This window comes from Streptomyces sp. NK15101 (genome assembly GCF_020400725.1).
Taxonomy (GTDB): domain Bacteria; phylum Actinomycetota; class Actinomycetes; order Streptomycetales; family Streptomycetaceae; genus Streptomyces.
On sequence record NZ_JAINVG010000091.1, the window covers coordinates 1 to 23,486 of the forward strand.

Consider the following 23,486-nt stretch of genomic DNA (forward strand, 5'->3'; position numbering starts at 1 on the left):
AAGCTCGCCGACTACGGCCCCGACCTGTCCGCCCGGCCGCGCCTCGCCGCACGGTGGGAGCCCGACGCAGGCCTGGACCGCTGGAAGGTCACGCTGCGCGAGGCCGCCTTCCACAACGGCAAGCCGGTCACCGCCGCGGACGTCCTGTACAGCTACCGGCGCATCACCGACCCGAAGAAGGCGTTCCGCGCCAAGGCGTCCCTGGAACCCGTCGACCTCGAGGCCAGCCGCGCGCTGGACGAGCGGACCGTCGAGTTCGTCCTCAAGCGACCGACCGCCGAGTTCCCCAATGTGCTCGCCGCGTTCGGCGCGTACATCGTGCCCGAGGGCGAGCAGGACTTCGACGGGGAGCCGGTCGGCAGCGGCCCCTTCCGCTTCGTCTCCTTCGCCCCCGGCAGGTCCGCCGTCTTCAGGCGCAACGAGGACTACTGGGACGGCGCCCCGTACCTGGACGAGCTGGAGTTCATCGTCGCCAACGAGGAGTCCGCCCGCGTCAACGCCCTGCTCGGCGGACAGGTCGAATACGCCCACGAGCTCAACCCCGCCACCGCCCGCGCCCACGAGGGCAAGGGCCAGGTCGAGATCATCCGGCTTCGCAACAGCGCCATGCAGGGCTTCGTCATGAAGACCGACCGCCCGCCGTTCGACGACAAGCGGGTGCGGGAGGCGTTCTTCCTGATCGCCGACCGCGGGGAACTGGTCGACGGCGCCCTGTCCGGGGCGGGCGAGATCGGCAACGACCTGTTCGGCAAGGGCTACGAGTACTACGCCGCGAGCCTGCCCCAACGGCAGCGGGACCTCGACCGGGCCAAGGCGCTGCTCGCGCAGGCCGGCGCCGAGGGCCTCGAGGTCACCCTCGACACCTCGCCCGTCGCCGCCGGATTCACCGAGGCGGCCGCCATCTTCCGCGACCAGGCCGCCAAGGCGGGCGTCACCGTCACCGTCAGGACCGGCAGCAAGGACAGCTACTGGAAGGACATCCTCGACTCCGGCACCTTCGCCTCCTACCGCTCGGGCGCCATGCCCATCGAGTCCCACATCTCCCAGCGCCTGCTCACCGGTTCCACCACCAACGCCACCAAGTGGCAGCACAAGGACTTCGACGCCCTGTACCAGCAGGCGCAGTCCACCAGGGACGCCGAGGAACGGGCCGCGATCTACGAACGCATGCAGCGCCGTCTGCACGCCGAGGGCGGCTTCCTGATCTGGGGCTTCGCCGACTGGATCCTCGGCACCGCGAAGAACGTCAAGGGCGTGGAGGCGAAGGCGCCCGCCAATTCCCTCGACTGGGCCCGCTTCGACAAGGTGTGGCTCGCGTGACCGGACTCCGGTTCTGGATCGCCCGGCGGCTCCTGCTCGGCGCGGCGCAGACGGCAGCCGTCGTGCTGCTCGTCTTCGCGCTCACCGAGGCGCTGCCGGGCGACGCCGCCGTGGTCCTCGCCGGCGACCAGCCCGACCCGGCACGCATCGCCGCCATCCGCGAGGCGATGGACCTCGACCGGCCCGCGCACGAACGCCTGGCGGACTGGGCCGCCGGGCTGCCGCACGGAGACTTCGGCACCTCCCTGGCCTCGGGACGGCCCGTCAGCACGTACATCACCGACGGCTTCGGGCCGACGCTGCTGCTCGCCGCCCTGACCGTCGCGCTCCTCGTCCCGATCGGCGTCGGCCTCGGAGTCCTCGCCGCCCGTCACGAGGGCCGGCTCGTCGACCGGCTGGTCAGCGCGGTGACGCTCGGCGCGTACGCCGTGCCCGAGTTCGCCTTCGGCGTGCTGCTCGTCACCGTCTTCGCCCTGCGCCTGGGCTGGCTCCCTCCGACCGCCGTCGGCTACGGCACCGACCTCCTCGCCCACCCCGCCGCACTGGTGCTGCCCGTGCTCGTCCTGCTCTCCCGCCCGGTGTGCTCCCTCGCCCGGCTCGTACGCGCCGGCATGATCGACGCGCTCGCCTCCCCGTACGTGGCGCACGCCCGACGCCACGGCATCCCGGGGGGCCGCGTCCGGTACGGACACGCCCTCCCCAACGCCCTGGCCCCGGCCGCCCAGCAGCTGGCCCGCACCGTCGACTGGCTGCTGTGCGGCGTCATCGTCGTGGAAGCGCTGTACGTGATCCCCGGCCTCGGCACCGTCCTGATGAACGCCGTCGCCGAACGCGACGTGCCCGTCGTCCAGGGCCTCGCCGTCGTCTTCGGCGTCACCACCGTCGTGCTCAACCTCGGCGCCGACCTGGTCGCGCGCCGCTTCGCCCCCCGGTCGGAGGCGGCCGCGTGAGATCCCGTGCCGCGCTCGGCGCCGTCGTCGTCGGCCTCCCCCTCGCCCTGGCCCTCCTGGGCCCGCTGGTCGCGGGAGAACCCGGCACGCGCACCGCCTCGTTCACGCTCGGCGGCGGACACTGGCTCGGCACCGACTTCGTCGGCCGGGACGTCTGGCGCCAGGTCCTGCTCGGCGGGCGCTCGGTGGTGCTCGTGGCGCTCGCCGCGACGGCCCTGACCTACCTGGTGGCGCTCCCCGTCGGCCTCATCAGCGCGCTGACCCGCCGCGCATGGCTGGAAGAGCTGCTGATGCGGCCGCTGGACGTGCTGCTCGCCGTGCCGTCGTTGCTGATGATCCTGCTCGTCGCCGCCGTCCTCACCCCGGGGGCCGTCGGCCTCACCTTGCTGGTGACCTTCGTCAACATCCCCGACGCCGCCCGGATCGTCAGGGCGGCGGCGGCCGAGGCCGCGTCGCGCCCGGCGGTCGAAGCGCTGCGCATGCAGGGCGAGACCTGGTGGCGCACGGCCGTCGGCTACGTCGGCCGGTCCCTCACCCGCACGCTCGCCGCCGACGCGGGCGTACGGCTGACCGGTGTGCTGTACCTCGTCGCCACCGCGGCCTTCCTCGGCGTCGGCGTCGAGCCCGACGCGGCCGACTGGGCGGTGATGGTGGACCGCAACCGCACCGGGCTGTTCGTCCAGCCCTGGGCCGTGGTCGTGCCCGCCCTGCTCATCGTCGCCCTGACCATGGGGACCAACCTGCTCGTCGACGCCCGACTGGAGAAGGGGAAACGGACGTGAACGCCGTGAACGCGGTCGCCGAGATCAAGAACCTGCGCGTGCACGTCGGCGGCCGGACGATCGTCGACGGAGTGAACCTCCAGGTGCTCCCCGGCACGATCACCGCCCTCGTGGGCGCGTCCGGCAGCGGCAAGACCACCACGGGCCTCGCCCTGCTCGGCGAGTACCCGGCGGGCGCACGCGTCACCGGAGACGTACGCGTGCCCGACGGCCTGGTCGGATACGTCCCGCAGCACCCGGGCGCCGTGCTCAACCCCGCACGCCGCATCGGTGCCCTGCTGCGGGACATCGCCCGTACGCAGGTACGAGGTCTGCCGCGGCGGGAACGCCGGGCCGCCGTCCACGAGCGCGTCCTGCGGGCGCTGTCGCTGGCCCAGGTGTCCGACGCGGAGACGATGCTGGGGCGCCATCCCCACCAACTGTCGGGCGGTCAGCAGCAGCGCGTCGTCCTCGCGCAGGCGCTGCTGCTCGGCGCCAGGGTGATCGTGGCCGACGAGCCGACCACCGGCCAGGACGCCCTGACGAAGCGGAGCGTCGTCGAGCAGCTCGCCGCCGTGTCCCGGGAAGGCATCGCCGTCGTCCTGCTCAGTCACGACCTGGACGTCGTACGCGCCCTCGCCGACGAGGTCCTGGTCATGCGGGACGGGCACGTGGTGGAGTCCGCGCCGGCGGAGCGCCTGTGGCTCGCACCACGGCACCCCTGGACGGCCGAACTCCTGGCATCCGAATCCACGACCTCCCGCATCGAGCCGGCATCCGGGGGCGACGCGGTCCTCCGGAGCGGTCCCCTCACCGCCCGCCACGGCCGGACGGCTGTGCTCCGAACCCCCGAACTCGTCCTCCGCGCCGGCGAATGCCTGGCCGTCGTCGGCCGCTCGGGCAGCGGAAAGACCACCCTGGCGCGCTGTCTCGCCGGCCTGCACCGCGACCACGACGGTGAGATCCGTCTTGACGGCGTCCCGCTCCCGCGCAGCCTGCGGGATCGGACGCGTGACGAGCTCGCCGCCGTCCAGTACGTCTTCCAGGACGCCAGGGCGGCGTTCGACGAACACCGCCCGGTCCTCCACCAGGTGGCCCGGACGGCGGTGCGGCTGCGCGGGGCGGCCGAGGCGGACGCCGTGACCGCGGCGCTCACCACCCTCGCCGGCCTCGGCCTGACCGAAGACCTCGTACGCCGTCGCCCCGGCCGGCTGTCCGGCGGCGAACTCCAGCGCGCCGCGCTGGCCCGCGCCCTGCTGGCCCGGCCACGCGTGCTGATCTGCGACGAGATCACCTCCGGCCTCGACACGGTCACCCGGCAGGGCATGCTCGACACGCTCGCCGGACTCGTGCGCGACCGGGGCGACCTGTCCCTCGTACTGATCACGCACGACCTGGCCACCGCCGCGCTGGCCACCCGCATCGCCGTACTGGAGGCCGGCGACCTCGTCGAAGAGGGGCCGGCACGGCAGCTCCTCACCGCTCCGCGGCACCCCTTCAGCGTCCGCCTGCTGGAGACCGCCACGCGGCTGCCCGCACGGACGCGCGCCTGAGGCATTCGGTCCGCCCTCGTGGACGGAGACGAACCTGCACCTGCCCGATGACGGATGTCGGCACCCGCCGCGGTCGGACGGTCAGCGGCCGGACACCGGGGCCGTGCTGGCGCGCACGATGAGGCGTGGTTCGACGGAGCGCGGTTCGGGCAGTGCGCCGGGCGCCTCGATCTGGCGGAGCAGATGGGTCACCGCGAGGGCGCCCATGTGCTGGAACGGCTGGACGATGGTGGTGAGGGAGGGGGAGCAGTACTCGGCGAGCTCGATGTCGTCGAATCCGACCACGGAGATGTCGTCCGGTACGCGTCGTCCGGCCTCGTGCAGGGCCCGGATCACCCCGAACGCCATCTCGTCGCTGGCGACGAAGACGGCGGTGACGTCGGGGATCCGGGCGAGGACGAGCCCGTTGCGGTACCCGGAGGCCGGTGACCAGTCGCCCTCCAGCGGAGGCGGCACCGAGCGGCCCGCGGCTTCGAGGGCCGCCTGCCAGCCGTCGCGGCGCTGTGCCGATTCGAGCCATTCGCCGGGGCCGGCGATGTGCCACACCGTCTCGTGGCCGAGGTCGAGGAGGTGCTGGGTGGCGATGCGGGCGGCCTCGACCTGGTCGAGGGCGAGAACCTCCGTGGTGTCGGTGCGCGATCCGTCGATGGTGACGGTGGGCGTGGAGCGGGTGAGCTGCTCGATCCTGGGGCTGGTGTGGATCAGGGGCACCGACAGGATGACCCCTTCCACGTCCTGGTCGGCGAGCCGGGACAGCGCGTTCTCGATGGCGGAGGTGTCCAGCGAGGTGGTGGTGGCGGTGCTGACCGCGTAACCCGCCTCACGGGCCGCGTTCTCGATGCCCGAGGTGACGGCGGCCCGGGAGTAGAAGCTCGTCTGGAGGGTCACGACGCCGATGGTGCGGCTGCGGCCGGAGGAGAGCATCCGGGCGGCGTTGTTCCGCCGGTAGCCGAGTTGGTCCACCGCGGCCAGCACCTTCGCGCGGGTCTTCTCCTGCACGTTGGGGTGCCCGGCCAGCGCCCGCGAGACGGTCTGCGCGGACACGCCGGCGACCCGTGCGACATCCGCCATGCCCGGCGGACGCGTCCCGGTGGTGGTGTCACCGTGCTTCCCCATGAGATCCCTTCCTCGCGCTCGACACCTGTCGATGATATCGCCCACATCGGCTCTCACGTGCAGTTTCGTGCGGCAGGGCGTCAATCGATAACAGCTATTGGCATCGATAACATTCTCTGTCATAGTTTCGGCCACCGACACCCGTCGGACGCATCGTGCGATCGATGCCCATCGCCGGGCCGGCGACCCCGTGCAGGACGTCCCCGTTGCCTGCCACGGCACTCAGGAGGAGCTGTGAAGCGTAGTTTCGTCCGTTTTGCTGGAGCGGCGGGTGCTCTCACCCTCGCCCTCGCGGCCACCGGCTGCTCCGGGTCGAGCTCCGGCTCCGACTCCGCCTCCGAGGGAAAGGCATCGATAACATTCTGGGGTTGGGCCCCGGGTTACGAGGACGCCGTCAAGGCGTTCAACGCCGGCCACCCGGACATCGAGGTCACCTACCAGACGGTGCAGCCCGGCGCGAAGGGCGGCTACCAGAAGATGCTCAACGCCGTGAAGGCCGGGAACGCCCCCTGCCTGGCGCAGGTGGGGTACGAGACCATGCCCAGCTTCGCCGCCCAGGGCGCACTGGAGGACGTGGCGAAGCACGCCGCCTCCGCCAAGGGGGACTACCAGTCCGCGGCCTGGAACGCCGTGAGCCTCGGCAGCGCCGTCTACGGAGCGCCGGTCGACACCGGCCCGATGGCCCTCTTCTACAACAAGAAGCTCTTCGACTCCCTCGGCCTCGAGCCGCCCACCACCTGGGCCGAGTACCGCGAGGCGGGCAAGAAGATCCACGCCTCCGACCCCAAGCGGTTCCTCTCCTCGCCCTACCTCGACTACGACTACGCGGGCCTCGCCTGGCAGGCCGGCGCCGACTGGTTCGGCGTCGACGACGACGCCTGGAAGGTCAGCATGGCCTCCGCGGAGAACAAGAAGGTCGCCGACTACTGGCAGGGTCTGGTCGAGGACGGTCTGATCAGCAGCGCCCCCATGTACGACCAGGCCTGGTACACCGGCCTGGGCAACGGCAACATCGCCACGGTCGTCGGAGCGGTCTGGCAGGCGGGCGTCATCAAGGGCGGCGCCAAGCAGGGAGCCGGACAGTGGGCCGTCGCCCCCATGCCCCAGTGGGAGAAGGGCGACAAGAAGGTCGGCAACGCCGGCGGATCCGCCACCGCCGTCCTCAAGGGCTGCAAGAACACGGCGGCGGCGTGGGAGTTCGCCCACTGGCTGAGCACCGACAAGGACACCTTCGGCAAGCTGATCGAGAAGGCGTCGCTCTACCCGGCCGCGAACGCCCTGCTCTACCTGCCGCAGCTGAAGGCCGACCCCTACTTCGGCGGGCAGCGGATCTACGACGTCTTCGCCACCGCCACGCCCGGCGTCGACCCCGGGTGGACCTGGGGCCCGCTGATGCCCAGCACGGTCGCGGACCTCAACGACGGCCTGGGCAAGGCATGGACCGGCAAGGGCACCATCGCCCAGGCCCTGAGCCACACGCAGGAGACCACCATGGCCGAGATGCGCAAGCAGGGCCTGGCCGTCGCCCCCTAGAGCAGGCCCGCCGGGCGGGTGTCCCATGCCCCGCCCGGCGGTCGCCGCCCCCGTTCGCCCGACCGTCGCCAGGATCCCCGCCACCGCTCAGGCGACGGCCCCAGTGAGGAACGCCCGTGACCCATGCCTCCGCCGCGCACCGCGCCCCCGGCCGGCGCCCGGCAGCCACCGTCCTGTCCCGCCGGGCGCGCCGTGCGCGGCCCGCACGCCGTCGACGGCTCCGTCCGCTGCTGTTCTGCGCTCCGTACATCGTCCTGTTCATCGCGATGTACCTCGCGCCGATCGTGTACGCGGCCTACAGCAGCCTCTTCACCATCCGCCGCTCCGGCCTGGGCCTGACCGCGCCCACGGAGGTCTTCGCCCCCCTGGACAACTACGCGCGGGCCCTGCAGGACGGTTCGTTCACGGCCTCGCTGGGCCGCGTCGCCCTCTTCGGCGTCGTGCAGGTCCCCCTCATGCTGGGCCTCGCCCTCGCGCTGGCGCTGCTCATCGACTCCAAGTCCGCGCGGGGCCGGGGCCTCTTCCGCCTGACGAGCTTCGTCCCCTACGCGATTCCCGGTGTCAGCGCCGCACTCGTGTGGTCGTTCATGTACTCGTCGACGTCCAGCCCGCTCAACCGGCTGCTCGAACCGCTCGCCGTCACCATCCCCTTCTTCGACGAAGACGTCGTGCTGTGGTCCGTGGCCAACATCGTGACCTGGAGCTGGGCCGGCTACAACATGATCATCATCTACGCGGCCCTCCAGTCCATCCCCGCCGAGGTCCTGGAGGCCGCCCGGATGGACGGGGCCTCCGCCCTGCGGATCGCCTGGAGCGTCAAGATCCCCGCCGTGCGGGGCGCGCTGGTGCTGACCACGGTGTTCTCGATCATCGGATCGGCCCAGCTGTACAACGAACCGGCCGTCCTGCAGCCGGTCTCGGGCGGATCGATCTCCTCCGCGTTCACCCCCCTGATGTCGGCACAGAGCGCGGTCGCGGCCGGCAACTACCCCTATGCCGCGGCCCAGTCGGTCCTGCTCGCCGTCGCCGTGGGCGCGGTGTCGTTCCTCTTCTTCAAGCTGACCCGCCGAGGAGACCACGCATGACCACGGTGATCCCCACCCCCGCCGCCCGGATCAGACCGCGGCGCGAGACGAGTCCCGCCGCCCGCGTCACCGTGCTCGCCCTGCTGGGCCTGTCCGCCTTCTACTTCCTCTTCCCGCTGTGGTGGCTGCTGGTCTCGGCGACCAAGCCCTTCGGAGAGCAGTTCGGCGGCAGCGGTCTGTGGTTCGACGGCTTCGGCCTGTTCGACAACATCGCCCGGCTCGGCAGTCACGACGGCGGCATCTTCTGGCGCTGGATGCTCAACAGCGTCCTGTACTGCGGCGCCGGCGCGCTGGTCGGCACGATCCTCTCCGCCCTCACCGGCTACGCGCTGGCCAAGTACGACTTCCCCGGCCGCGGTCTGCTGTTCTCCCTGGTCCTGGCGGCCGTCCTGCTGCCCAAGGTGCTGTTCACGCTGCCGCTCTACCTGATGTTCTCGGGCGTCCACCTGATCGACCACCCCCTCGCGGTCCTGCTGCCGAGCGTCGTCAGCCCCTTCGGCGTCTACCTCGCCAGGGTCTTCGCCGAACAGAGCGTGCCCGACGAGGTCCTCGAAGCCGGCCGCCTCGACGGCGCGGGCGAGTTCCGCGTCTTCCGCACGATCGCGGTACGGATGATGCTGCCCGCCCTGGTCACGATCTTCCTCTTCCAGTTCGTGGAGATCTGGAACAACTACCTCCTGCCCGCCATGGTCCTGGGCGACGACCGGCTGCAGCCCGTCACGGTCGGCCTCGTCGGCTGGAACGCCAGCCACGTCGCCGTGCCCCCGCCCCTCGTCGTCATCGGTTCGCTGGTGTCCATCGCCCCGCTCCTGATCGCCTTCCTCTCGCTCCAGCGGTTCTGGCGCGCGGGCATGACCGCCGGAGCCGTCAAGTGACCCTCTCCCTCCCCTCCCTCCCCACCACCGGGCCCGAGGCCCCTGCTCCCGCCATCGCGAAGGCACCGACGTCCCCCGCCCTGACCTGTACCGACGGAACGTTCCTGCGCTTCGGGGAGCCGCACCGGATCCTGTCCGGCTCACTTCACTACTTCCGCGTCCACCCCGAGCAGTGGGCCGACCGCCTCCAGCGCCTCGCCGCTCTCGGGCTCAACACCGTCGACACCTACGTGCCGTGGAACTTCCACGAGCGCCGCCGCGGCGACATCCGCTTCGACGGCTGGCGCGATCTGCCGGAGTTCCTCCGGCTCGCACAGGAGACCGGCCTGGACGTCATCGTCCGCCCGGGCCCGTACATCTGCGCCGAATGGGACAACGGGGGGCTGCCCGCCTGGCTGACCGGGCGACCCGGCATGCGCCCCAGAAGCAGCCACCGGGACTTCGTCGACGAAGTGGGCCGCTGGTTCGACGTCCTGATCCCGATCATCGCCTCCCGTCAGACCACGCACGGCGGCCCCGTCGTCGCCGTGCAGGTCGAGAACGAGTACGGCAGCTACGGCGACGACCGCGTCTACATGCGCCGGCTGCGCGACGCCCTGGTCTCACGCGGAATCACCGAACTGCTGTTCACCGCGGACGGACCGACACCGCTGATGCTCGACGGCGGAACCCTTCCCGGCGAACTGGCGGCGGCGACCTTCGGATCACGCCCCGATCAGGCGGCCGCGATGCTGCGGTCACGCCGCTCCGGCGAGCCCTTCCTGTGCGCCGAGTTCTGGAACGGCTGGTTCGACCACTGGGGCGAACGGCACCACGTACGCTCTCCGCAGAGCGCCGCCGACGACGTCGAGAGCATCCTCGAGGACGGCGGATCGGTCAGCCTGTACATGGCGCACGGCGGCACCAACTTCGGGCTGTGGGCAGGCGCCAACCACGACGGAACACGCCTCCAGCCCACCATCACGAGCTACGACTCCGACGCCCCCGTAGCCGAACACGGAGCACTCACACCGAAGTTCCACGCCCTGCGCGACAGGCTCACCCCGTACAACCCGCATCCCGTCCCCGAACCGCCGGCCGATCCGCCGCTGCTCAAGCCGGCGACCCTGGGCATACGGAGAGGGGCCGGACTGCTTGAGGCGCTCGGCTCGGTCTCGACGCCCCTGCACCACCCCGGCCCGCTGAGCTTCGAGGAGCTGGGACAGGCCTCCGGCCTCGTGCTCTACACCGCCCACCCCCTCGTCCCGCCCGGGAACCACGAGGTGACGGTCACCGGTCTCCACGACCGCGCCCAGGTCTTCGCCGACGGCACGCTGGTCACCGTCCTGGACGAGCCCGACTCGACTTTCACCCTCGCCGGCACGGGTGCCGCGGTCCGGCTCGAGCTGCTCGTGGAGAACCAGGGACGCATCAACTACGGCCCGCTGCTCGGACAGCGCAAGGGCATCCTCGGCGGCGTCCGCGTGGAGCGCCGCCTCGTCCACGGCTGGTCCATGCGCCCCCTGCCCCTCGACGAGTGGACCGCCGAGGACCTCGCACGGGCCGCCACCGCGGCCGAACCCGCAGACGACCGCGGCATCGCCACGGCACAGCTGCACGTCGGGGAACCGGCCGACACCTTCCTCGCCCTGCCCGGCTTCGGAAAGGGCTTCGTCTGGGTCAACGACACCCTGCTCGGCCGCTACTGGGAAGTGGGTCCCCAGATGACGCTGTACGTCCCCCGTCCCCTGCTGCGGTCGGGAGCGAACGTCCTGACGATCCTGGAACTCGACCACTTCGGCGGGCACCTCGAACTCCTCGACGCCCCCCTCCTCGGGCCGCGCGAAGAGTACATCGAGACCTTCGACTGATCACCGCACAGCACGCCGCAAGCGGGGCACGCCGTCGAGCGGGCACGCCGCCGAGCGGGCACGCCGCAAACGGGCACGCCGTGCAGAGGGGCCCCACGCCCCGCACCGCCCGGCTTTCCCGGCCGCCTCTCGTCCCCGAGGAAGACAGCACCGGTGACCGCTTCTCATGACCCCGCGTCCCCTTCCCCCACCGCGCGCGAGATCGCTGCCCCACCCGACTGCCGGCGCAGGGCGGCCGCCTCCGCCGCCGGCCACCGCGACGCGCCCCCGGGCACGGTGAACGCGTCGCGGTCGTGGGCCGTGGCACCTCGTACTACATGGCCCTGGCCTACGCCGAGCCGCGGGAGCAGGCCGGTCACGGCGGGACGGACGCCTTCGCCGCGTCCCTGTTTTCCGTCGACCGCCGCCACGACCGCGTCGTGGCGCTGACCCGATCCGGCACGACCGTGGAGACCGCCCATGCCCCTGACCCCCACTGACGACATCATCGGTCCCGCCTACGCCCAGAACCGGGGCGTGGGGGCCTTCAACGTCGTCCGGCTCGAACACGCCGAAGCCATCGTCGACGGCGCCCACCGGGCCGGCCTTCCCGTGATCCTCCAGATCAGCGAGAACACCGTGCGTTACCACGGCTCCCTGGCCCCCATCGGCCGCGCCGCCCTGAGCCTGGCGGAGGAGGCGACCGTGCCCGTGGCCGTCCACCTGGACCACGCCGAGTCCGAAGACCTCGTACGCGAAGCCGTGCGGCTCGGTTTCACGTCCATCATGTTCGACGCCTCCAAGCTGCCGTACGAGCGGAACGTGGCCGTGACGAGGGCGGTCACCGAGTACGGGCACAGGGCCGACGTCCTCGTCGAGGCCGAACTGGGCGAGATCGGGGGGAAGGACGGCGCCCACGCCCCGGGAGTCCGCACCGACCCGGACGAGGCACGCGCGTTCGCCGAGGCGACCGCCGTCGACTGCCTCGCCGTCGCGGTCGGCAGTTCCCACGCGATGGCCACGCGCGACGCCGTGCTGGACTTCGAACTGATCGGCCGCCTGCGCGGCAGTACCGGCGTGCCCCTCGTCCTGCACGGCTCGTCCGGCGTATCGGACACGGACCTCGCCAAGGCCGTCACGGCCGGAATGACGAAGGCCAACGTCTCCACCCGCCTCAACGGCATCTTCCCCGCCACCGTGAGGCGGGAACTGGACCGCCGGCCGACGGTCGGCGACTCCCGCACGTACATCGGCGCGGCCCGGGAGGAGGTCGCGTCCGAGGTCGCCCGCCTCCTGCGGGTCCTGGCGCTCGCCTGACACCTGCCTCCGTATCGCATCCGCCGACGGCCGGCCGCCACCGGTCCTCATGGGGGGTTGATGAACACCGTTGCACACGGCGGACGTCGTCTGGACACGTCCGCGGATCAGACGAGCGGGGAGGTGCTGTCGCGGGCGATGAGCCGGGGGAGCAGGAGACGTCGTCGCGGCTCGGCGGGCTGTCCTCCCTCGATCGCCCCGACGAGCAGCCCGATGGCCTCACGCGCCATCTCCCTGTGGGGCAGGGCGACGCTGGTGAGGGTGGGACGAGCGAGCAGCCCCCCGGGCGTGTCGTCATGAGCCACGACCGACAGGTCGTCCGGGACCGAGTACCCCCTGTCCCGTGCGGCTTCGAGGGCTCCGACAGCGAGGACGTCGTGCGTGGCGAACAGCGCGGTCGCCGAAGGACGGGCCCGCATGGCCTCCTCGGCGGCCGAGACGCCTCCCCTGAACGACGGCTCCGAGGCCAGGTGCACGGCGGAGTCCGGAACCTCCAGGCCGTCCTCGGCGAACGCGCGCCGGAAGCCGCTGACCCGCGGGTCGTGTGCCGGGCTTGCGAGAACGGTCACGTTCTCGTGGCCGAGGCGCCGGAGGTGACGCCCGGCGAGATACCCGCCGTGTTCGTAGTCGATGGTGACGACCGGGAAGCGGGCGGGGGCCGGGGTCTCCCAGGCGCAGAGGACCACCGGGAACCGGGTGCGCGACAGCAACGGCAGGTGGTCGGTCAGCCCCTGGTCGCCCGCGATGAGCAGTGCGTCGACGGACCGGCTGGTCAGCCCTGCGAGGTGCCTCCTGGCGCGCTCTCCGTCCCGGCGGGTGGTGCAGAGCAGCAGCCGGTAGCCGTGTTCTTCGAGGGCGTCCTCCGCCTCCTCCACGAGATCGGCGTAGAACGCCGTGGACACGGTCGGAACGAACATGCCCACCGTACGGCTGCTGCCGGTGGCCAGCGAACGGGCCACCAGGTTCGGCACGTAACCGAGTTCGGCGATGGCCTCGCGCACACGGGCCTCGGTGACGGGCCGTACGGCGACGCGGCCGGAAAGCACGTTGGAGACCGTCTGCTTGGTGACGCCGGCACGCTCCGCCACGTCCTGCATCGTCACCATGGCCACCTCGATTTGACCGATCCACAGGCGTTCGCAGCTTACTGCCGCCGCCCGCACAGTCAACATCCGCGCCCAACCCGCGGCGGCTCGCGCGCGCTCGCGGCACCTCGGTTCCGGAAAACGGAAGTTTCCCCGTCACGACTCTTGTTTTACCGGTCAAATGAGCCGTACGGTCCACCCATCCCGCGGCAGCCGCATCCCGGAGGCCGCCCGGACCGGCACGGAACGACGACTGGACGCACAGGTCCCGTCATCCGCTCCCGTTCGCCCCCCGCACCACCCTCCTCCGCGGCCGCACCGCAACGCGGTCGCCCTCAGAACACGCGCCCCGCCGCGTGCCCCCCGCTCCTCCCGGTACCGGACGCGCTCCACGTGGTGCGCCGTGCTCCGGCGAAGAGAACGAAGAGAGCACCACACTCGGACCGCATCGAGCCGCTCCGAGCACGACCGCCGTCCCGACAGGACGCCGGACCACCCAAGGAGCCGTCTCCCTTCGGCTCCTGCGATCAAGGAGTACTCGTGACCACTCCTCGAACCAGACTGGCCGGAGCGCTCGCCGCGGCCGCCCTGGTCGTCACGGGCGTCAGCACGCTGACGGCGCCCACGGCATCGGCGGACTCGACCGCCGCGTCCTACACCGTCACCGTCGGCGCCAAGGGCTCCTGGACGACCCCGGACGACACGCCCGCCGGCACGTACATCGACAAGGACGGCACCTTCTACTTCCAGCAGGCCCACGCGCTCTACGGCGCGAGCGACCCGCGCAAGTGGTCCTTCTACACCGGAACGAACCTCGACACCGCCACCCGCTCCAGCACCCTCAGCGACGCGGTCAACCCGGCCAACAGCAACGACCGCAACAACGACACGACCTGGCGGTGCAACAACAGCCCGACCGGCGTGGAGTCCACGCAGGCCCCCTCCACGGGCACCTACGCGCACCGCAACTACTGCGACCTCGCAGGCGTGTGGGTGGATCCCGACACCGGCGACTGGTACGGCCTCGTGCACAACGAGTTCACCCCGGAGCCCTTCGCGGACTACTCCCACTACGACGGCATCGACTACGCCGTCTCCAAGGACCAGGGCCGTACGTGGACCATCAAGGACCACGCCATCACCTCGCACTACAGCACCAGGCGCGGTGACACCGCCGCCTTCCCGCAGCAGACCTACCACTACGGCACCGGGGACCAGCGGCTGTTCGTCGACACCGCCTCCGGCTACTTCTACGCCTTCTACGGCTCCCGCATCGTGAACAAGGGCGGCGGCTGGGCCGCCTTCTACGGACACGTCGCCCGCGCCCCGATCTCGGCCAAGATGGCACGCGGCTCCTGGCAGAAGTGGTACAACGGCGCCTGGTCCGAGCCGGGTGTCGGCGGCCGCGAGAGCACCATGGTCCCGGTGGGAGGCACCAACACCACCGGGTACGTCGCGCCGGCCAAGGAGTACGACCCCGCCAACGCCGGCACGGTGAGCCAGCAGATCGCCAACGGCCTGACGCCTCCGACCTCGCCGCTGTTCGTCATGGACATCACCTACAACGCCCACCTCGGCCTGTACATCGGCCAGCCGCAGGCCGTCGACCAGAGCGGCAACGCCTCCCAGGAGATCTACGCCACCGACAACCTGGCCACGCAGAAGTGGTTCCGGCTCGGTGACACCGGCAGCTACAAGAACGCCTCCTGGTACCGCTGGTTCCTCGACAGCGGCAACAAGACCAGCTCCACGATCGTGGGCAGGAACTTCCGCTCCTACTGCTCCTTCGGCTGCTCGGGCGGCGCAAGCGGCGAGTACGTCAACCTGACGATCGACACCACCGCGCCCGCCGCCCCGGTCGACACCACCAAGGCCTACCGCATCGCCAGCGCCGACGGACGGATCCTCGCCCAGGTCTCCGGCAGCACGGCCACCACCTCGCTCGCCGCCGCCACCGGATCCGCCCTGGAGTCGTGGACCTTCACCGCCAACGGCGACGGCTCCCACCGCATCGCCAACACGAGCACCGGACAGCTGCTCGGCGTCGGCACGGCCTCCACGACCACCCGCGCCTGGGGCACCAAGCCCACCGTCACCGCGGCGGGAAGCGGCGGCCCCACCCTCGGCCAGCAGTGGTTCGTCATCCGCGGCACCTCGCCGGCCGACGGCACGGCCACCGGAACGTACAAGATCGTCAACCGTTACAGCGGCCTCGTCATCGGCCTCTCCTCCGATACGGGCCGCCTCGCCGAGACCACGCCCACCCGCGCCTGGACCAACGCCACCGGCAACGCGGTCGGCGGCACCCGCACGGCCGGCGAGCAGACCCTGACCCTCACCGCGACCGGTCCGGCCCCCGTCACGCTCGACGGAACGCACACCCTCACCACCGGCGGCAAGGCCCTCGACAACCCCGGTCACAGCACCACCCCCGGCACCCAGCTCGTCACCTGGACGCCGACCGGCGGCGCCAACCAGAAGTGGACGTTCACCCGGCAGGCCGACGGCACCTACGAGATCAAGAACTACGAGTCCGGCCTCTGCGCCGACGTCGAGAGCGGCTCCACCAGCGCCGGAGCGAAGATCATCCAGTGGACCTGCACCAGCGGCGCCAACCAACGCTGGAACGTCGTCCGCCGGTCCGACGGCACCTACACCGTCGCGTCCGCGGCGAGCGGGCTGCTCCTGACAACCGCTTCGTCCACCAACGGGGCCCTGGTCACCCAGCAGCCCGACAGCGGCAGCACCCTCCAGCAGTGGACCGTCAACTGACCCGCCGACCGTGACCGACCTGCCGGGGTCCCGGGCGACGAGCGGGACCCCGGCATGGTTTCGTCAAGCACGTACGAGCATGCCGCCTCCATGAGCCGGAAGTCCATCCGGTCCGCGGATGACGGCATGCGGGGCCCTTGATTCCCGGACGACGCCTGTCTACTCTCTGGTAACCCTTGTGGACCAGGAGCGATGCCGACATGTCTCACCTCACCGGCGACCGGCGGCTGCGGATCGCGGTGTTCGGTGCGGGCAGCATCGGCTGCTACCTCGGCGGCCGCCTGGCGCAGCACGCGGACGTCACACTGATCGGGCGGCCCTCGGTACTGGACGGGCTGGACGCGGGGCTCACGCTCAGCGGCGGAGGCCGCTCCGCGGTCCGCGTGCCCCGGGAGCGGCTGACGCTCACGACGGAGCCGGACGCGGTCGCCGACGCCGACTGCGTACTGGTCACCGTCAAGTCCGCCGCCACCGCGTCGGTTGGACAGGGCATGGCAGGCCGGCTCCGTCCGGACGCCGTCGTCGTCAGCTTCCAGAACGGGCTGCACAACGCCCGCCTGTTGCGCGACGCCCTCCCGGGCGTCGCCGTGCTCGCGGGCATGGTGCCCTACAACGTCGCGCGGACCGCGCCCGGTACGTTCCACCAGGGCACGGGCGGGACCCTCATGCTCGATGGAGGCCCCGCCTCGGCCCCGCTCGTGGCGGCGCTGACGGCCGCCGGGCTGCCGGTCGAACCGCGCAACGACATGCGGCAGGTCCAGCACGCCAAGCTGCTGATGAACCTCAACAACGCGGTGAACGCGCTGTCCGGCCTGCCGCTGCGGGAACAGCTGGGCACGCGTGCGTACCGGACGTGCCTCGCGCTGTGCCAGGAGGAGGCGCTGGCGGCGTTCGCCGCGGCGGGAGTCCGCCCGGCCCGCCTCGGCCCCCTCCCGCCCCGGCACACGCCACGGATCCTGCGCCTGCCCGACGCCCTGTTCCGCCGCGTCGCCGCGGCCGGCCTCCAAGTGGACGCGCACGCGCGGTCCTCGATGTGGGACGACCTGGAGCACGGGCGGGCGACGGAGGTCGGCGGCCTTCAGGGCGAGGTCGTGGCCATGGCGGAACGACACGGCCTGACGGCTCCGGTGAACGCACGGCTCATGACCCTGGTGCACGAGGCCGAACGCCCGGGCGGCCGTCGGTCCTGGTCCGGCCCGGAGCTGCTGCGGGCGGTGCGTCGGCCCTGAGCCGGCCGGGACAGGTGGTCGGGCGACGCGTCCCTCACGCTCGACACCCGGCTGGTGCCGGCGACGGCCCTGCTCGCGAACGGCCAGGCGGAAGACGCCCGGAAGCTGCTGGGCGGCGTCGAACGGGCCGCACGCGCGATGTCCCTGCCCGGTGCGCTCGCCGACGTCGCGGAGCTCCGCGCCTCGCTCGCCGACGCCTCCGAGCAGGCGCTCGCCCTGCACCACGAAGCCCTCCGTACGAGAAGCGGGCACCGACTCGTGCCCGGCGCCGTCGACAGCCTGGAGGCCATCGCCGTCCTGTTCGCCGCGCGGACCATGAGCAGATCGCGTGCGTCCTGGCTGCTGCGGCTCGCAGGGCCCGCGAGAGCTCCGGCTGCCACGGTCTCGCCGGCGTGGTCGTCGACCTCGATCCGGCCTGACTCCGTCGGACCGGCCCGGCCGCGACGTGCCGGTGCTCCTCGGCGACGGGCCGGCCCTGTCGGTCCGGGGAACGGGGGACACGGTGCTCCGCCCCGCGCCACCGGAAAGGCCGTCCGGAATCCCCCGGGGTCAGACGGGCGGCAGCAGATCGCTCTCGCTGAGGGTGTACGTCAGCAGGGGGTAGACGAAGTCCGTCTCGTTGTTCTCGCGGCGTCGCAGTCGGTAGAACTCGCTTCTCTGCTCCTCGTCGGCCGGCACGAGGCGGGCACCCTGCGGGAGGTGGGCGTGTCCGTCGCGGAACCGGAGGAGGGTTTTGGACGTCCGGAACGTGACGCCCAACCACGGGTTGTCCGTCGTCCGGCCGGGCGCGTCCCAGACGATTCTGTGTCTGAGCCGGCGGTTCGAGGCGACGGAGAACGCGACCACGCCGTTGTGGGCGAGGGGAAGCTCGAACGACTCGCCGCCCGACCCCTTCGATTCGAAGATCAGCTTCCTGGACGGGTCCGCTTCGGGATCCTGATAACAGGAGAAGACGGCGATGTGCGAGTCGTCGGCCAGATCGAGCGCTTGGTCGGAATGGCTGCCCATGGTGCGGTAGGCGTTCGTGTACGTCTCGATGAGAGCGTTGTCGAAGCCGACCGCGGACGCCACGAGTTCCTCGACCCGTCGCGCCAGCCGTTCGTGCACCTCCCGGAAACGCTGTGCCGGGCTGCCGTACCGAGTGGTGGTGCGTACGAGGGGCACGCCACCCGCCTCGTCGACCCTGGTCAGCACGGCGCCTCGCCGGCCCTTCCCCAGGTCTTCCCAGCGCACCGACGCGGACAGCTCCGCGAAGAGGTTCTCCCCCGCCGGCAGAGCGCACGAGACGATCTCGTCCGAGATCCTAGATCCGGGGGGCACTGTAGTCTCCCGTGTTCATGCTGAAGAGGAATTCGTCGCCGTAATCGATGAAGGACGAGGTCCTGTTCTCCTCGGCGTACCGCCTGCGCAGCTCGTCCATGCCGCCCGGCGTGGGCGGCTCCAGCCTCACCAGACCGCCTCCGGCCGCCTTGAGGAACGTCTCGCCGTCCTTGTGCACGGCTTCGGTGCTCGAACAGCGCACCACGTATCCCAGACGGGTCGGGAGCACTGCGGCGTCCAGGGCCGAGGGCCGGATCTCGTGCGTGTAGAGGCGGTTGGTGGACAGAGGCATGAAGAACACGGAGCCCGGATAGAGGGTCAGGGTGAACTGCGCGGGGAAGGCGGCCTCGTCGCGTTCCCCGTCGGGCTCCTTGAGGCGGAACCGGAGACCGGTCAGCCCGCTGGTCCCCTTCACCCCGTGGTCGAAGGCGTCTTCGGCCAGGGGCCGCAGCCCGTCGAGCCCGTCGTAGAAGGTGCAGAAGGCCATGACGCCGTTGACGGGCATGTCCTTGGTCTTGTCGGCATGGGCCGAGATCCTGGCCTTGGACTGCTTGCGCTCGGTCGTGGCCCGCGTGTTGTGGTAGATCTGCGCGAGGACGTGGTTCAGCGGCGCCTGATTCCGGAAGACGGTGCCGGCCTCGTGGTTCAACGCCTCGACGATGGACGCGTCGGTCGGGCGGAAGTTCTCGGTCGGCCCCGAGAGATTCGTGGAGCACCGGAGCAGCCGGAAGTGCAGGTCGTCACCGTCTCGCGTGACGGGCGTCAGATAGATCCCGGTGCGGTGGGCCGTTCCCGTCTTGGTGGACTCCGTCAGCGACTGGAACGCGTGCTCCGCGCGGATCCGCCCGAAGTGACCGGCGTCGAGTCCGAAGAAGCGGCGGTAGTACACGCCGACGCCGTGCACGCGGAGGGGAACCCGGCCGAGGCCGATGCGAGTCCAAGACCCGTCGACGTCCTCGTCGCCATCCCGCGAAAGCTCCCGGACGACGAACACCCGTTCGGCCCCGCGCAGTTGGTGACCACTGATCCTGGATGTCTCGCCGCACAGGTAGACGGTCTTCTGCGCGAGATCGGGCGAGCCGGAGGCGAGCTCCTCCGGTGTGATGACGGACCCGAAGAAGTTCCTGATCGCGTCGTCGTCCCGCAACGCCGAAGGAGCGACCAGGATGTTGCCCGCGTCCTCGATGCGGGCTTCCGTCCGCTCCGCTGTGTACATCGACCGAGACACCTGCCGTTCGCAGATCTTGATGGACTGCTCGAAACCGTGGACATGGCAACGGTCCGTCTCTTGTCGTCCGCGCTGGGAAGCGCGGACGACAAGAGACGGACCGTCGAACCTCGATGCTCTCACGGGGCTCGACAGCGGGCAACGGGTTCCGGTGCACGGGCGGTGTGTGCGGTGCTGCTCGACGGGGCGGTGAAGTCCGGCGGACGGTTCGCGGTCGGCTGCGTGGCGGTCGAGGCCCTCACGCCTGGAGCGCGGCGCCCGGTGAGGCGCTCCTCATCGGGCCTCCGGCGGAAGGAACCGTCCCGTCGGCCGGATGAAGGACACGATTCCGCCCTGGCGGGTGGGCCGACCGGATCGGCTGACCGCGTCCGTGGTTCCCGGAGTTCCCGGGTGGTCCGGTGCCTTGTGTCCGCCGCATGCGCCTTAGGTTAGGCTGGCCTTTCCTAGCGTGCAGGCCGGAGCGTGCGGGTTCGGGTTCCGGTGCGGGCGGGCGGCAACCCAGAGTACGGAACGGGCGGAGGCGGAGCGCAGGTGAGAGACGGTGACCGGGCTCGTGCGCGTCGTGCGCCCGATGAGGCAGGACGCCCGTGCGAGTGACAGGGAGCGCGGGTTTCGGCCCGGCGCTCGGAACGAGGCGTCATGGATAAGGTCGCGCTCACGGCCGGAGCCCTGTACGCCATCGTCCTGCTCCGCGCCGGAGGGACGTTCGCCGTCGGGTGGCTCGCCGGCGCCGGCGCCCGGCGCAGCAGGTTCGCCGGGCGGATCTCCTCGGCGAAGTTCCGGCGCGCCGAAGAGGCGATCCAGCGGTGGGGCGCGCCGGTGGTGGCCGTCTCCTTCCTGACCGTCGGCTTCCAGACCGCCGCCAACTTCCTCGCCGGCAGCATGCGCATGCCGTTGCCGCGCTACCTGCCCGCCCTGTTCGTGGGCGGGGCGGCCTGGGCGCTGGTCTACGCGACCGCGGGGCTCGGCGCGCTCGAAGTGCTGGGAGGGCTCTTCGCCGAGCGGACCGCCCTCGGGGTGTCCGTCACGGCCGTTCTCCTCCTCGCGGTGTGCGGCGTGGTGTGGTGCCGCAGAAGAAGGGCGGGTTCGTCCACCGACGACACCGTGGCCGACGAGCCGTGAGCCCGTCCCGCGGCAAGTGCCGTGGCGAGCGAGACGTACGCGCGGCCTCGGCCTTCCTCGGACGGGATGCGTAGGGCGGTCCCCGTCCCCGGCGTCCACCCGGTACGGAAGTCCGCTCAGAGCCCCGGACCCCCGCCCGGCGCTCAGGGGGCACCCACACCTGCTCGCCGAGTTCCCTCACGCACGGAGCACTCAGCGGACGACCTTCGCCGTGGTGACCCGTTCCGCGACGTAGTCCGTCCTGATCTTCCCGCGCTCCTGCGGAGCCGCCTCCCGGGCAGGGACGGTGAGGGTCCACTCGGCCGTCGCTGCCGGCGTCGTAGGTGCGGTCGTAGGCGAGTGGTGAGGGCGATCGCCCCGCCGGTCGGGACCGCCCAGACCGCCCGTGCGGGCCACTTCCGGTCGCCGGGCGAGGGCATCGGCGGCGGGGGAGCCCGGTACGGGTCGTACGGCCCGCCCGGTTCGGCGACGCCGCTGCGGCACCGTGCCCGGGGCCGGGTGCGTCCGGGAGAGACCGGTGTCCGGGACGGGCACCGACCAGTCGGAGGCGTCCGACGTCCGCAACGGGAGCACGTCGTCGGCGACCCGCGTGTACGCCGTCGTCGGGAAGACGAGGGTGCTCTGCGGGCTGCGCACGTCCGACAGCGCACCGACCAGGGCCTCGGCGTCCGGCCGGTCGTCCGGGTTCTTGGACAGGGCCGCGGTCACCTCCGTCACCAACTCCGCGGGGATCCCGGACAGGTCCGGCTCGGCGTGGACGATGCGGTGATCGATTCCGGTGGAGATACCGAAGGCGTGCAGTCCGGCCGCCGCGTACGTCACCGGCAGCTCCCGGGCGAACACGTCCGAGGCCGTGACCGTCTGCCCCCGCACGGTGGATGCAGGCCGGCGCGTGGGCGGTCGCAGCGGCGAACGTGATGAGGTTCGCTCCGGTGAGGGGACCGTGGGCGCGGACGTACCGGTCGAGGGTGCGCCCGGGAACGCAGGGGGTGGCCGGCCGGGGCCGGCCCGCGCTCGCGTCGACGTTGACGAGCGGCAGCACGAAGGGGCCTCGCCCCTTCAGAGGTGTGGCGACCTCCCGCGCGAACCGCTTCCGGCGATCGGTGTCGCGAGCGAAGTCCGCACGGAGGGTCTTCACCGCGAGAGGCTGATCACGGTGGTCGTAGGCGAGGTGGACGGTGCCCATGCCCCCTCGACCGAACAAGGAAGCCATTCCTGACGCGGCTGGTCTTCTGCCCTTTTCTTCCGATCCCATCGAGGCTCAGCAGTGCCTTCATGAGACCCGATCCGCGCACGCGCACTCTGCCGGCCCTGCCCTGGCCGGTCGTGCCCGCTTCCGGCCGGGGTGCGGCTCGACTCGGCACCGCCGGCCGCGGCGCCGGAAGCCGAGCGAACCGTTCGAGGACTTCCGGTTCAGGTCACTGGGGACGGCGGGGCACGGCACAGGCCGGGGTTCCTCCCGGCAGCCGGTGGCGGTGGGTCGCGACGAGCCGGTAGACGCGGCGGGCGGCCCACCGCACGCCGGGCAGCAGGAGCACCGCGCCCAGCGGTGCCCAGACTCCGCCCGCGCTCAGGAGGGCCTTCGCGACGGCCCGGGCCCCTCCGTCCACCGCCCCGTCCGGCGTCACCCACAGCACCTCGTACTCGGCACGCTCCCGGGTGACGCCGAGGGCGTCGAGGTCCGCGAACTGCCACGGGACGATGTCGCAGCGGGGCCGTACACGCCGTTCGGCGAAGTCCGCCGACGTCGTGCAGAAGCCGCAGTCTCCGTCGTAGACGAGCACAGGCCGAGAACGCATACCTCCATCATGCTGCCTCGCGACGCCGGGGACGCACACGCCGGGTCGGCCGCGCGCCGCCGTCGGTCCCGTCGGCCGAAGTCGCGCGGGGCCGCCCGTCTGCCAGGCTTGGACAGGTGACGGCTGATGCGCGGAAACCCGCCCGCACCCCCGACGGACGGTACGTGATCGTCAACGGCAGACGCTGGCGGGCCACGGACCCCGATGTGCCCCAGGACGTCGCCGCACGGCTGCGCTCCCACCTCATGGCCGCGCGTCGTGCCGTGGCCGCGGCCCTGCGCGCCCAGGACGCGCGGGCCGAACGCGCCGCCCGGGCTCGGGTGCACACGGCGAAGGTCGCCCTCGGGGAGCGCGGCACGCCGTGGTGGGAGCAGCGGGAGACGGAACGCCGCGCCCGCTGGAGCGAGGGGCTGGCGGCACTCGACGAGGACTCCGACGACGAGGGCGACGAGGAAGGCGCCGACGGCGGATGAGCCGGGCTTTCCGGCCGCCATGCGGGCGGTGCTCGAAAGCCGTTCGACCCGGTCGCGTCGACGTACGCCGCTGTCCGTCCTGGCGGTGCGGAAGGCGACGGACGGCGAGCCCAAGCGGC

General features: G+C 71.7%; 19 protein-coding genes and 1 pseudogene. 14 read left to right on the forward strand and 6 right to left on the reverse strand.

Annotated elements, in window-relative coordinates; all coding sequences use genetic code 11:
- From K7G60_RS32390 to K7G60_RS32405, 4 genes are all read left to right on the forward strand, one after another.
- Positions 1-1,320: ABC transporter substrate-binding protein (locus K7G60_RS32390; protein WP_225804536.1), on the forward strand; the 1,320-nt coding region annotated here is incomplete at its 5' end.
- A complete protein-coding gene (locus tag K7G60_RS32395) occupies positions 1,317-2,270 on the forward strand; it encodes an ABC transporter permease (protein WP_225804537.1) in 954 nt (317 codons plus the stop codon). The genes K7G60_RS32390 and K7G60_RS32395, both read left to right, overlap by 4 nt.
- Positions 2,267-3,052, forward strand: a complete 786-nt coding sequence (locus K7G60_RS32400; RefSeq protein ID WP_225804538.1) for an ABC transporter permease — start codon at positions 2,267-2,269, stop codon at positions 3,050-3,052. The genes K7G60_RS32395 and K7G60_RS32400 overlap by 4 nt, the downstream gene beginning before the upstream one ends.
- Positions 3,049-4,584 (forward strand): ABC transporter ATP-binding protein, encoded by a 1,536-nt coding sequence (locus K7G60_RS32405; RefSeq protein WP_374115721.1) that lies wholly within the window; start codon positions 3,049-3,051, stop codon positions 4,582-4,584. The genes K7G60_RS32400 and K7G60_RS32405 overlap by 4 nt, the downstream gene beginning before the upstream one ends.
- An 81-nt stretch (positions 4,585-4,665) precedes the next feature.
- Here K7G60_RS32405 and K7G60_RS32410 read toward each other — a convergent pair whose 3' ends face one another.
- A complete protein-coding gene (locus K7G60_RS32410; RefSeq protein ID WP_225804539.1) occupies positions 4,666-5,700 on the reverse strand; it encodes a LacI family DNA-binding transcriptional regulator in 1,035 nt (344 codons plus the stop codon).
- A gap of 234 nt (positions 5,701-5,934) precedes the next feature.
- Between K7G60_RS32410 and K7G60_RS32415 the strand changes: the two genes are divergently transcribed.
- From K7G60_RS32415 to K7G60_RS32440, 6 genes and pseudogenes are all read left to right on the forward strand, one after another.
- On the forward strand, positions 5,935-7,233 hold the full coding sequence (locus K7G60_RS32415) for a sugar ABC transporter substrate-binding protein (RefSeq protein ID WP_225804540.1): 1,299 nt from the start codon (positions 5,935-5,937) through the stop codon (positions 7,231-7,233).
- 116 nt (positions 7,234-7,349) lie between these two features.
- Positions 7,350-8,318: a carbohydrate ABC transporter permease gene (locus K7G60_RS32420; protein WP_374115722.1), complete on the forward strand. Its 969-nt coding sequence runs from the start codon at positions 7,350-7,352 to the stop codon at positions 8,316-8,318.
- The gene (locus K7G60_RS32425) at positions 8,315-9,193 is read left to right on the forward strand and encodes a carbohydrate ABC transporter permease (RefSeq protein ID WP_225804541.1); all 879 of its coding nucleotides are present in this window, start codon (positions 8,315-8,317) and stop codon (positions 9,191-9,193) included. Before K7G60_RS32420 ends, K7G60_RS32425 begins: the two co-directional genes overlap by 4 nt.
- Before the next feature lie 53 nt (positions 9,194-9,246).
- Complete coding sequence (locus K7G60_RS32430; protein ID WP_225804561.1) at positions 9,247-11,043, forward strand: beta-galactosidase; 1,797 nt, start codon at positions 9,247-9,249, stop codon at positions 11,041-11,043.
- Between the two features lie 201 nt (positions 11,044-11,244).
- A pseudogene (locus K7G60_RS32435) lies at positions 11,245-11,495 on the forward strand (sugar isomerase); the annotation flags it as partial.
- A 7-nt stretch (positions 11,496-11,502) separates the two neighbouring features.
- Positions 11,503-12,339 carry a class II fructose-bisphosphate aldolase gene (locus K7G60_RS32440; protein ID WP_225804542.1) on the forward strand — a complete coding sequence of 279 codons (837 nt, stop codon included), beginning with the start codon at positions 11,503-11,505 and terminating at the stop codon, positions 12,337-12,339.
- A 107-nt stretch (positions 12,340-12,446) separates the two neighbouring features.
- On the opposite strand, the gene K7G60_RS32445 is transcribed toward K7G60_RS32440, so the two are convergent.
- Positions 12,447-13,445, reverse strand: a complete 999-nt coding sequence (locus K7G60_RS32445) for a LacI family DNA-binding transcriptional regulator (protein ID WP_225804543.1) — start codon at positions 13,443-13,445, stop codon at positions 12,447-12,449.
- A gap of 519 nt (positions 13,446-13,964) precedes the next feature.
- Between K7G60_RS32445 and K7G60_RS32450 the strand changes: the two genes are divergently transcribed.
- A complete protein-coding gene (locus K7G60_RS32450; RefSeq protein WP_225804544.1) occupies positions 13,965-16,196 on the forward strand; it encodes an RICIN domain-containing protein in 2,232 nt (743 codons plus the stop codon).
- Between the two features lie 200 nt (positions 16,197-16,396).
- Entirely contained in the window at positions 16,397-17,425 is a 1,029-nt protein-coding gene (locus tag K7G60_RS32455; RefSeq protein ID WP_225804545.1) for a 2-dehydropantoate 2-reductase, read from the forward strand.
- A gap of 549 nt (positions 17,426-17,974) precedes the next feature.
- Here the strand turns inward: K7G60_RS32455 and K7G60_RS32460 are convergent.
- A complete protein-coding gene (locus K7G60_RS32460; RefSeq protein ID WP_225804546.1) occupies positions 17,975-18,745 on the reverse strand; it encodes a hypothetical protein in 771 nt (256 codons plus the stop codon).
- A complete protein-coding gene (locus K7G60_RS32465; RefSeq protein ID WP_225804547.1) occupies positions 18,729-19,961 on the reverse strand; it encodes a hypothetical protein in 1,233 nt (410 codons plus the stop codon). The genes K7G60_RS32460 and K7G60_RS32465 overlap by 17 nt, the downstream gene beginning before the upstream one ends.
- A 651-nt stretch (positions 19,962-20,612) precedes the next feature.
- Between K7G60_RS32465 and K7G60_RS32470 the strand changes: the two genes are divergently transcribed.
- Complete coding sequence (locus tag K7G60_RS32470) at positions 20,613-21,095, forward strand: DedA family protein (RefSeq protein ID WP_225804548.1); 483 nt, start codon at positions 20,613-20,615, stop codon at positions 21,093-21,095.
- Between the two features lie 192 nt (positions 21,096-21,287).
- Here K7G60_RS32470 and K7G60_RS32475 read toward each other — a convergent pair whose 3' ends face one another.
- Positions 21,288-21,968 (reverse strand): hypothetical protein, encoded by a 681-nt coding sequence (locus K7G60_RS32475; protein ID WP_225804549.1) that lies wholly within the window; start codon positions 21,966-21,968, stop codon positions 21,288-21,290.
- Between the two features lie 545 nt (positions 21,969-22,513).
- The gene (locus tag K7G60_RS32480) at positions 22,514-22,894 is read right to left on the reverse strand and encodes a thiol-disulfide oxidoreductase DCC family protein (RefSeq protein ID WP_225804550.1); all 381 of its coding nucleotides are present in this window, start codon (positions 22,892-22,894) and stop codon (positions 22,514-22,516) included.
- 116 nt (positions 22,895-23,010) lie between these two features.
- Here K7G60_RS32480 and K7G60_RS32485 point away from each other — a divergent pair, with 116 nt between their 5' ends.
- Positions 23,011-23,367 carry a hypothetical protein gene (locus K7G60_RS32485; RefSeq protein ID WP_225804551.1) on the forward strand — a complete coding sequence of 119 codons (357 nt, stop codon included), beginning with the start codon at positions 23,011-23,013 and terminating at the stop codon, positions 23,365-23,367.
- Positions 23,368-23,486 lie beyond the last annotated feature (119 nt).

What these genes read in the sequence shown, in the direction of transcription:
- K7G60_RS32445 (WP_225804543.1), bottom strand. Translation starts at nt 13,445, where the DNA reads ATGGTGACGATGCAGGACGTGGCGGAGCGTGCCGGCGTCACCAAGCAG.
- K7G60_RS32425 (WP_225804541.1), top strand. Translation starts at nt 8,315, where the DNA reads ATGACCACGGTGATCCCCACCCCCGCCGCCCGGATCAGACCGCGGCGC.
- K7G60_RS32440 (WP_225804542.1), top strand. Translation starts at nt 11,503, where the DNA reads ATGCCCCTGACCCCCACTGACGACATCATCGGTCCCGCCTACGCCCAG.
- K7G60_RS32470 (WP_225804548.1), top strand. Translation starts at nt 20,613, where the DNA reads ATGGATAAGGTCGCGCTCACGGCCGGAGCCCTGTACGCCATCGTCCTG.
- K7G60_RS32455 (WP_225804545.1), top strand. Translation starts at nt 16,397, where the DNA reads ATGTCTCACCTCACCGGCGACCGGCGGCTGCGGATCGCGGTGTTCGGT.
- K7G60_RS32410 (WP_225804539.1), bottom strand. Translation starts at nt 5,700, where the DNA reads ATGGGGAAGCACGGTGACACCACCACCGGGACGCGTCCGCCGGGCATG.
- K7G60_RS32465 (WP_225804547.1), bottom strand. Translation starts at nt 19,961, where the DNA reads ATGTACACAGCGGAGCGGACGGAAGCCCGCATCGAGGACGCGGGCAAC.
- K7G60_RS32480 (WP_225804550.1), bottom strand. Translation starts at nt 22,894, where the DNA reads ATGCGTTCTCGGCCTGTGCTCGTCTACGACGGAGACTGCGGCTTCTGC.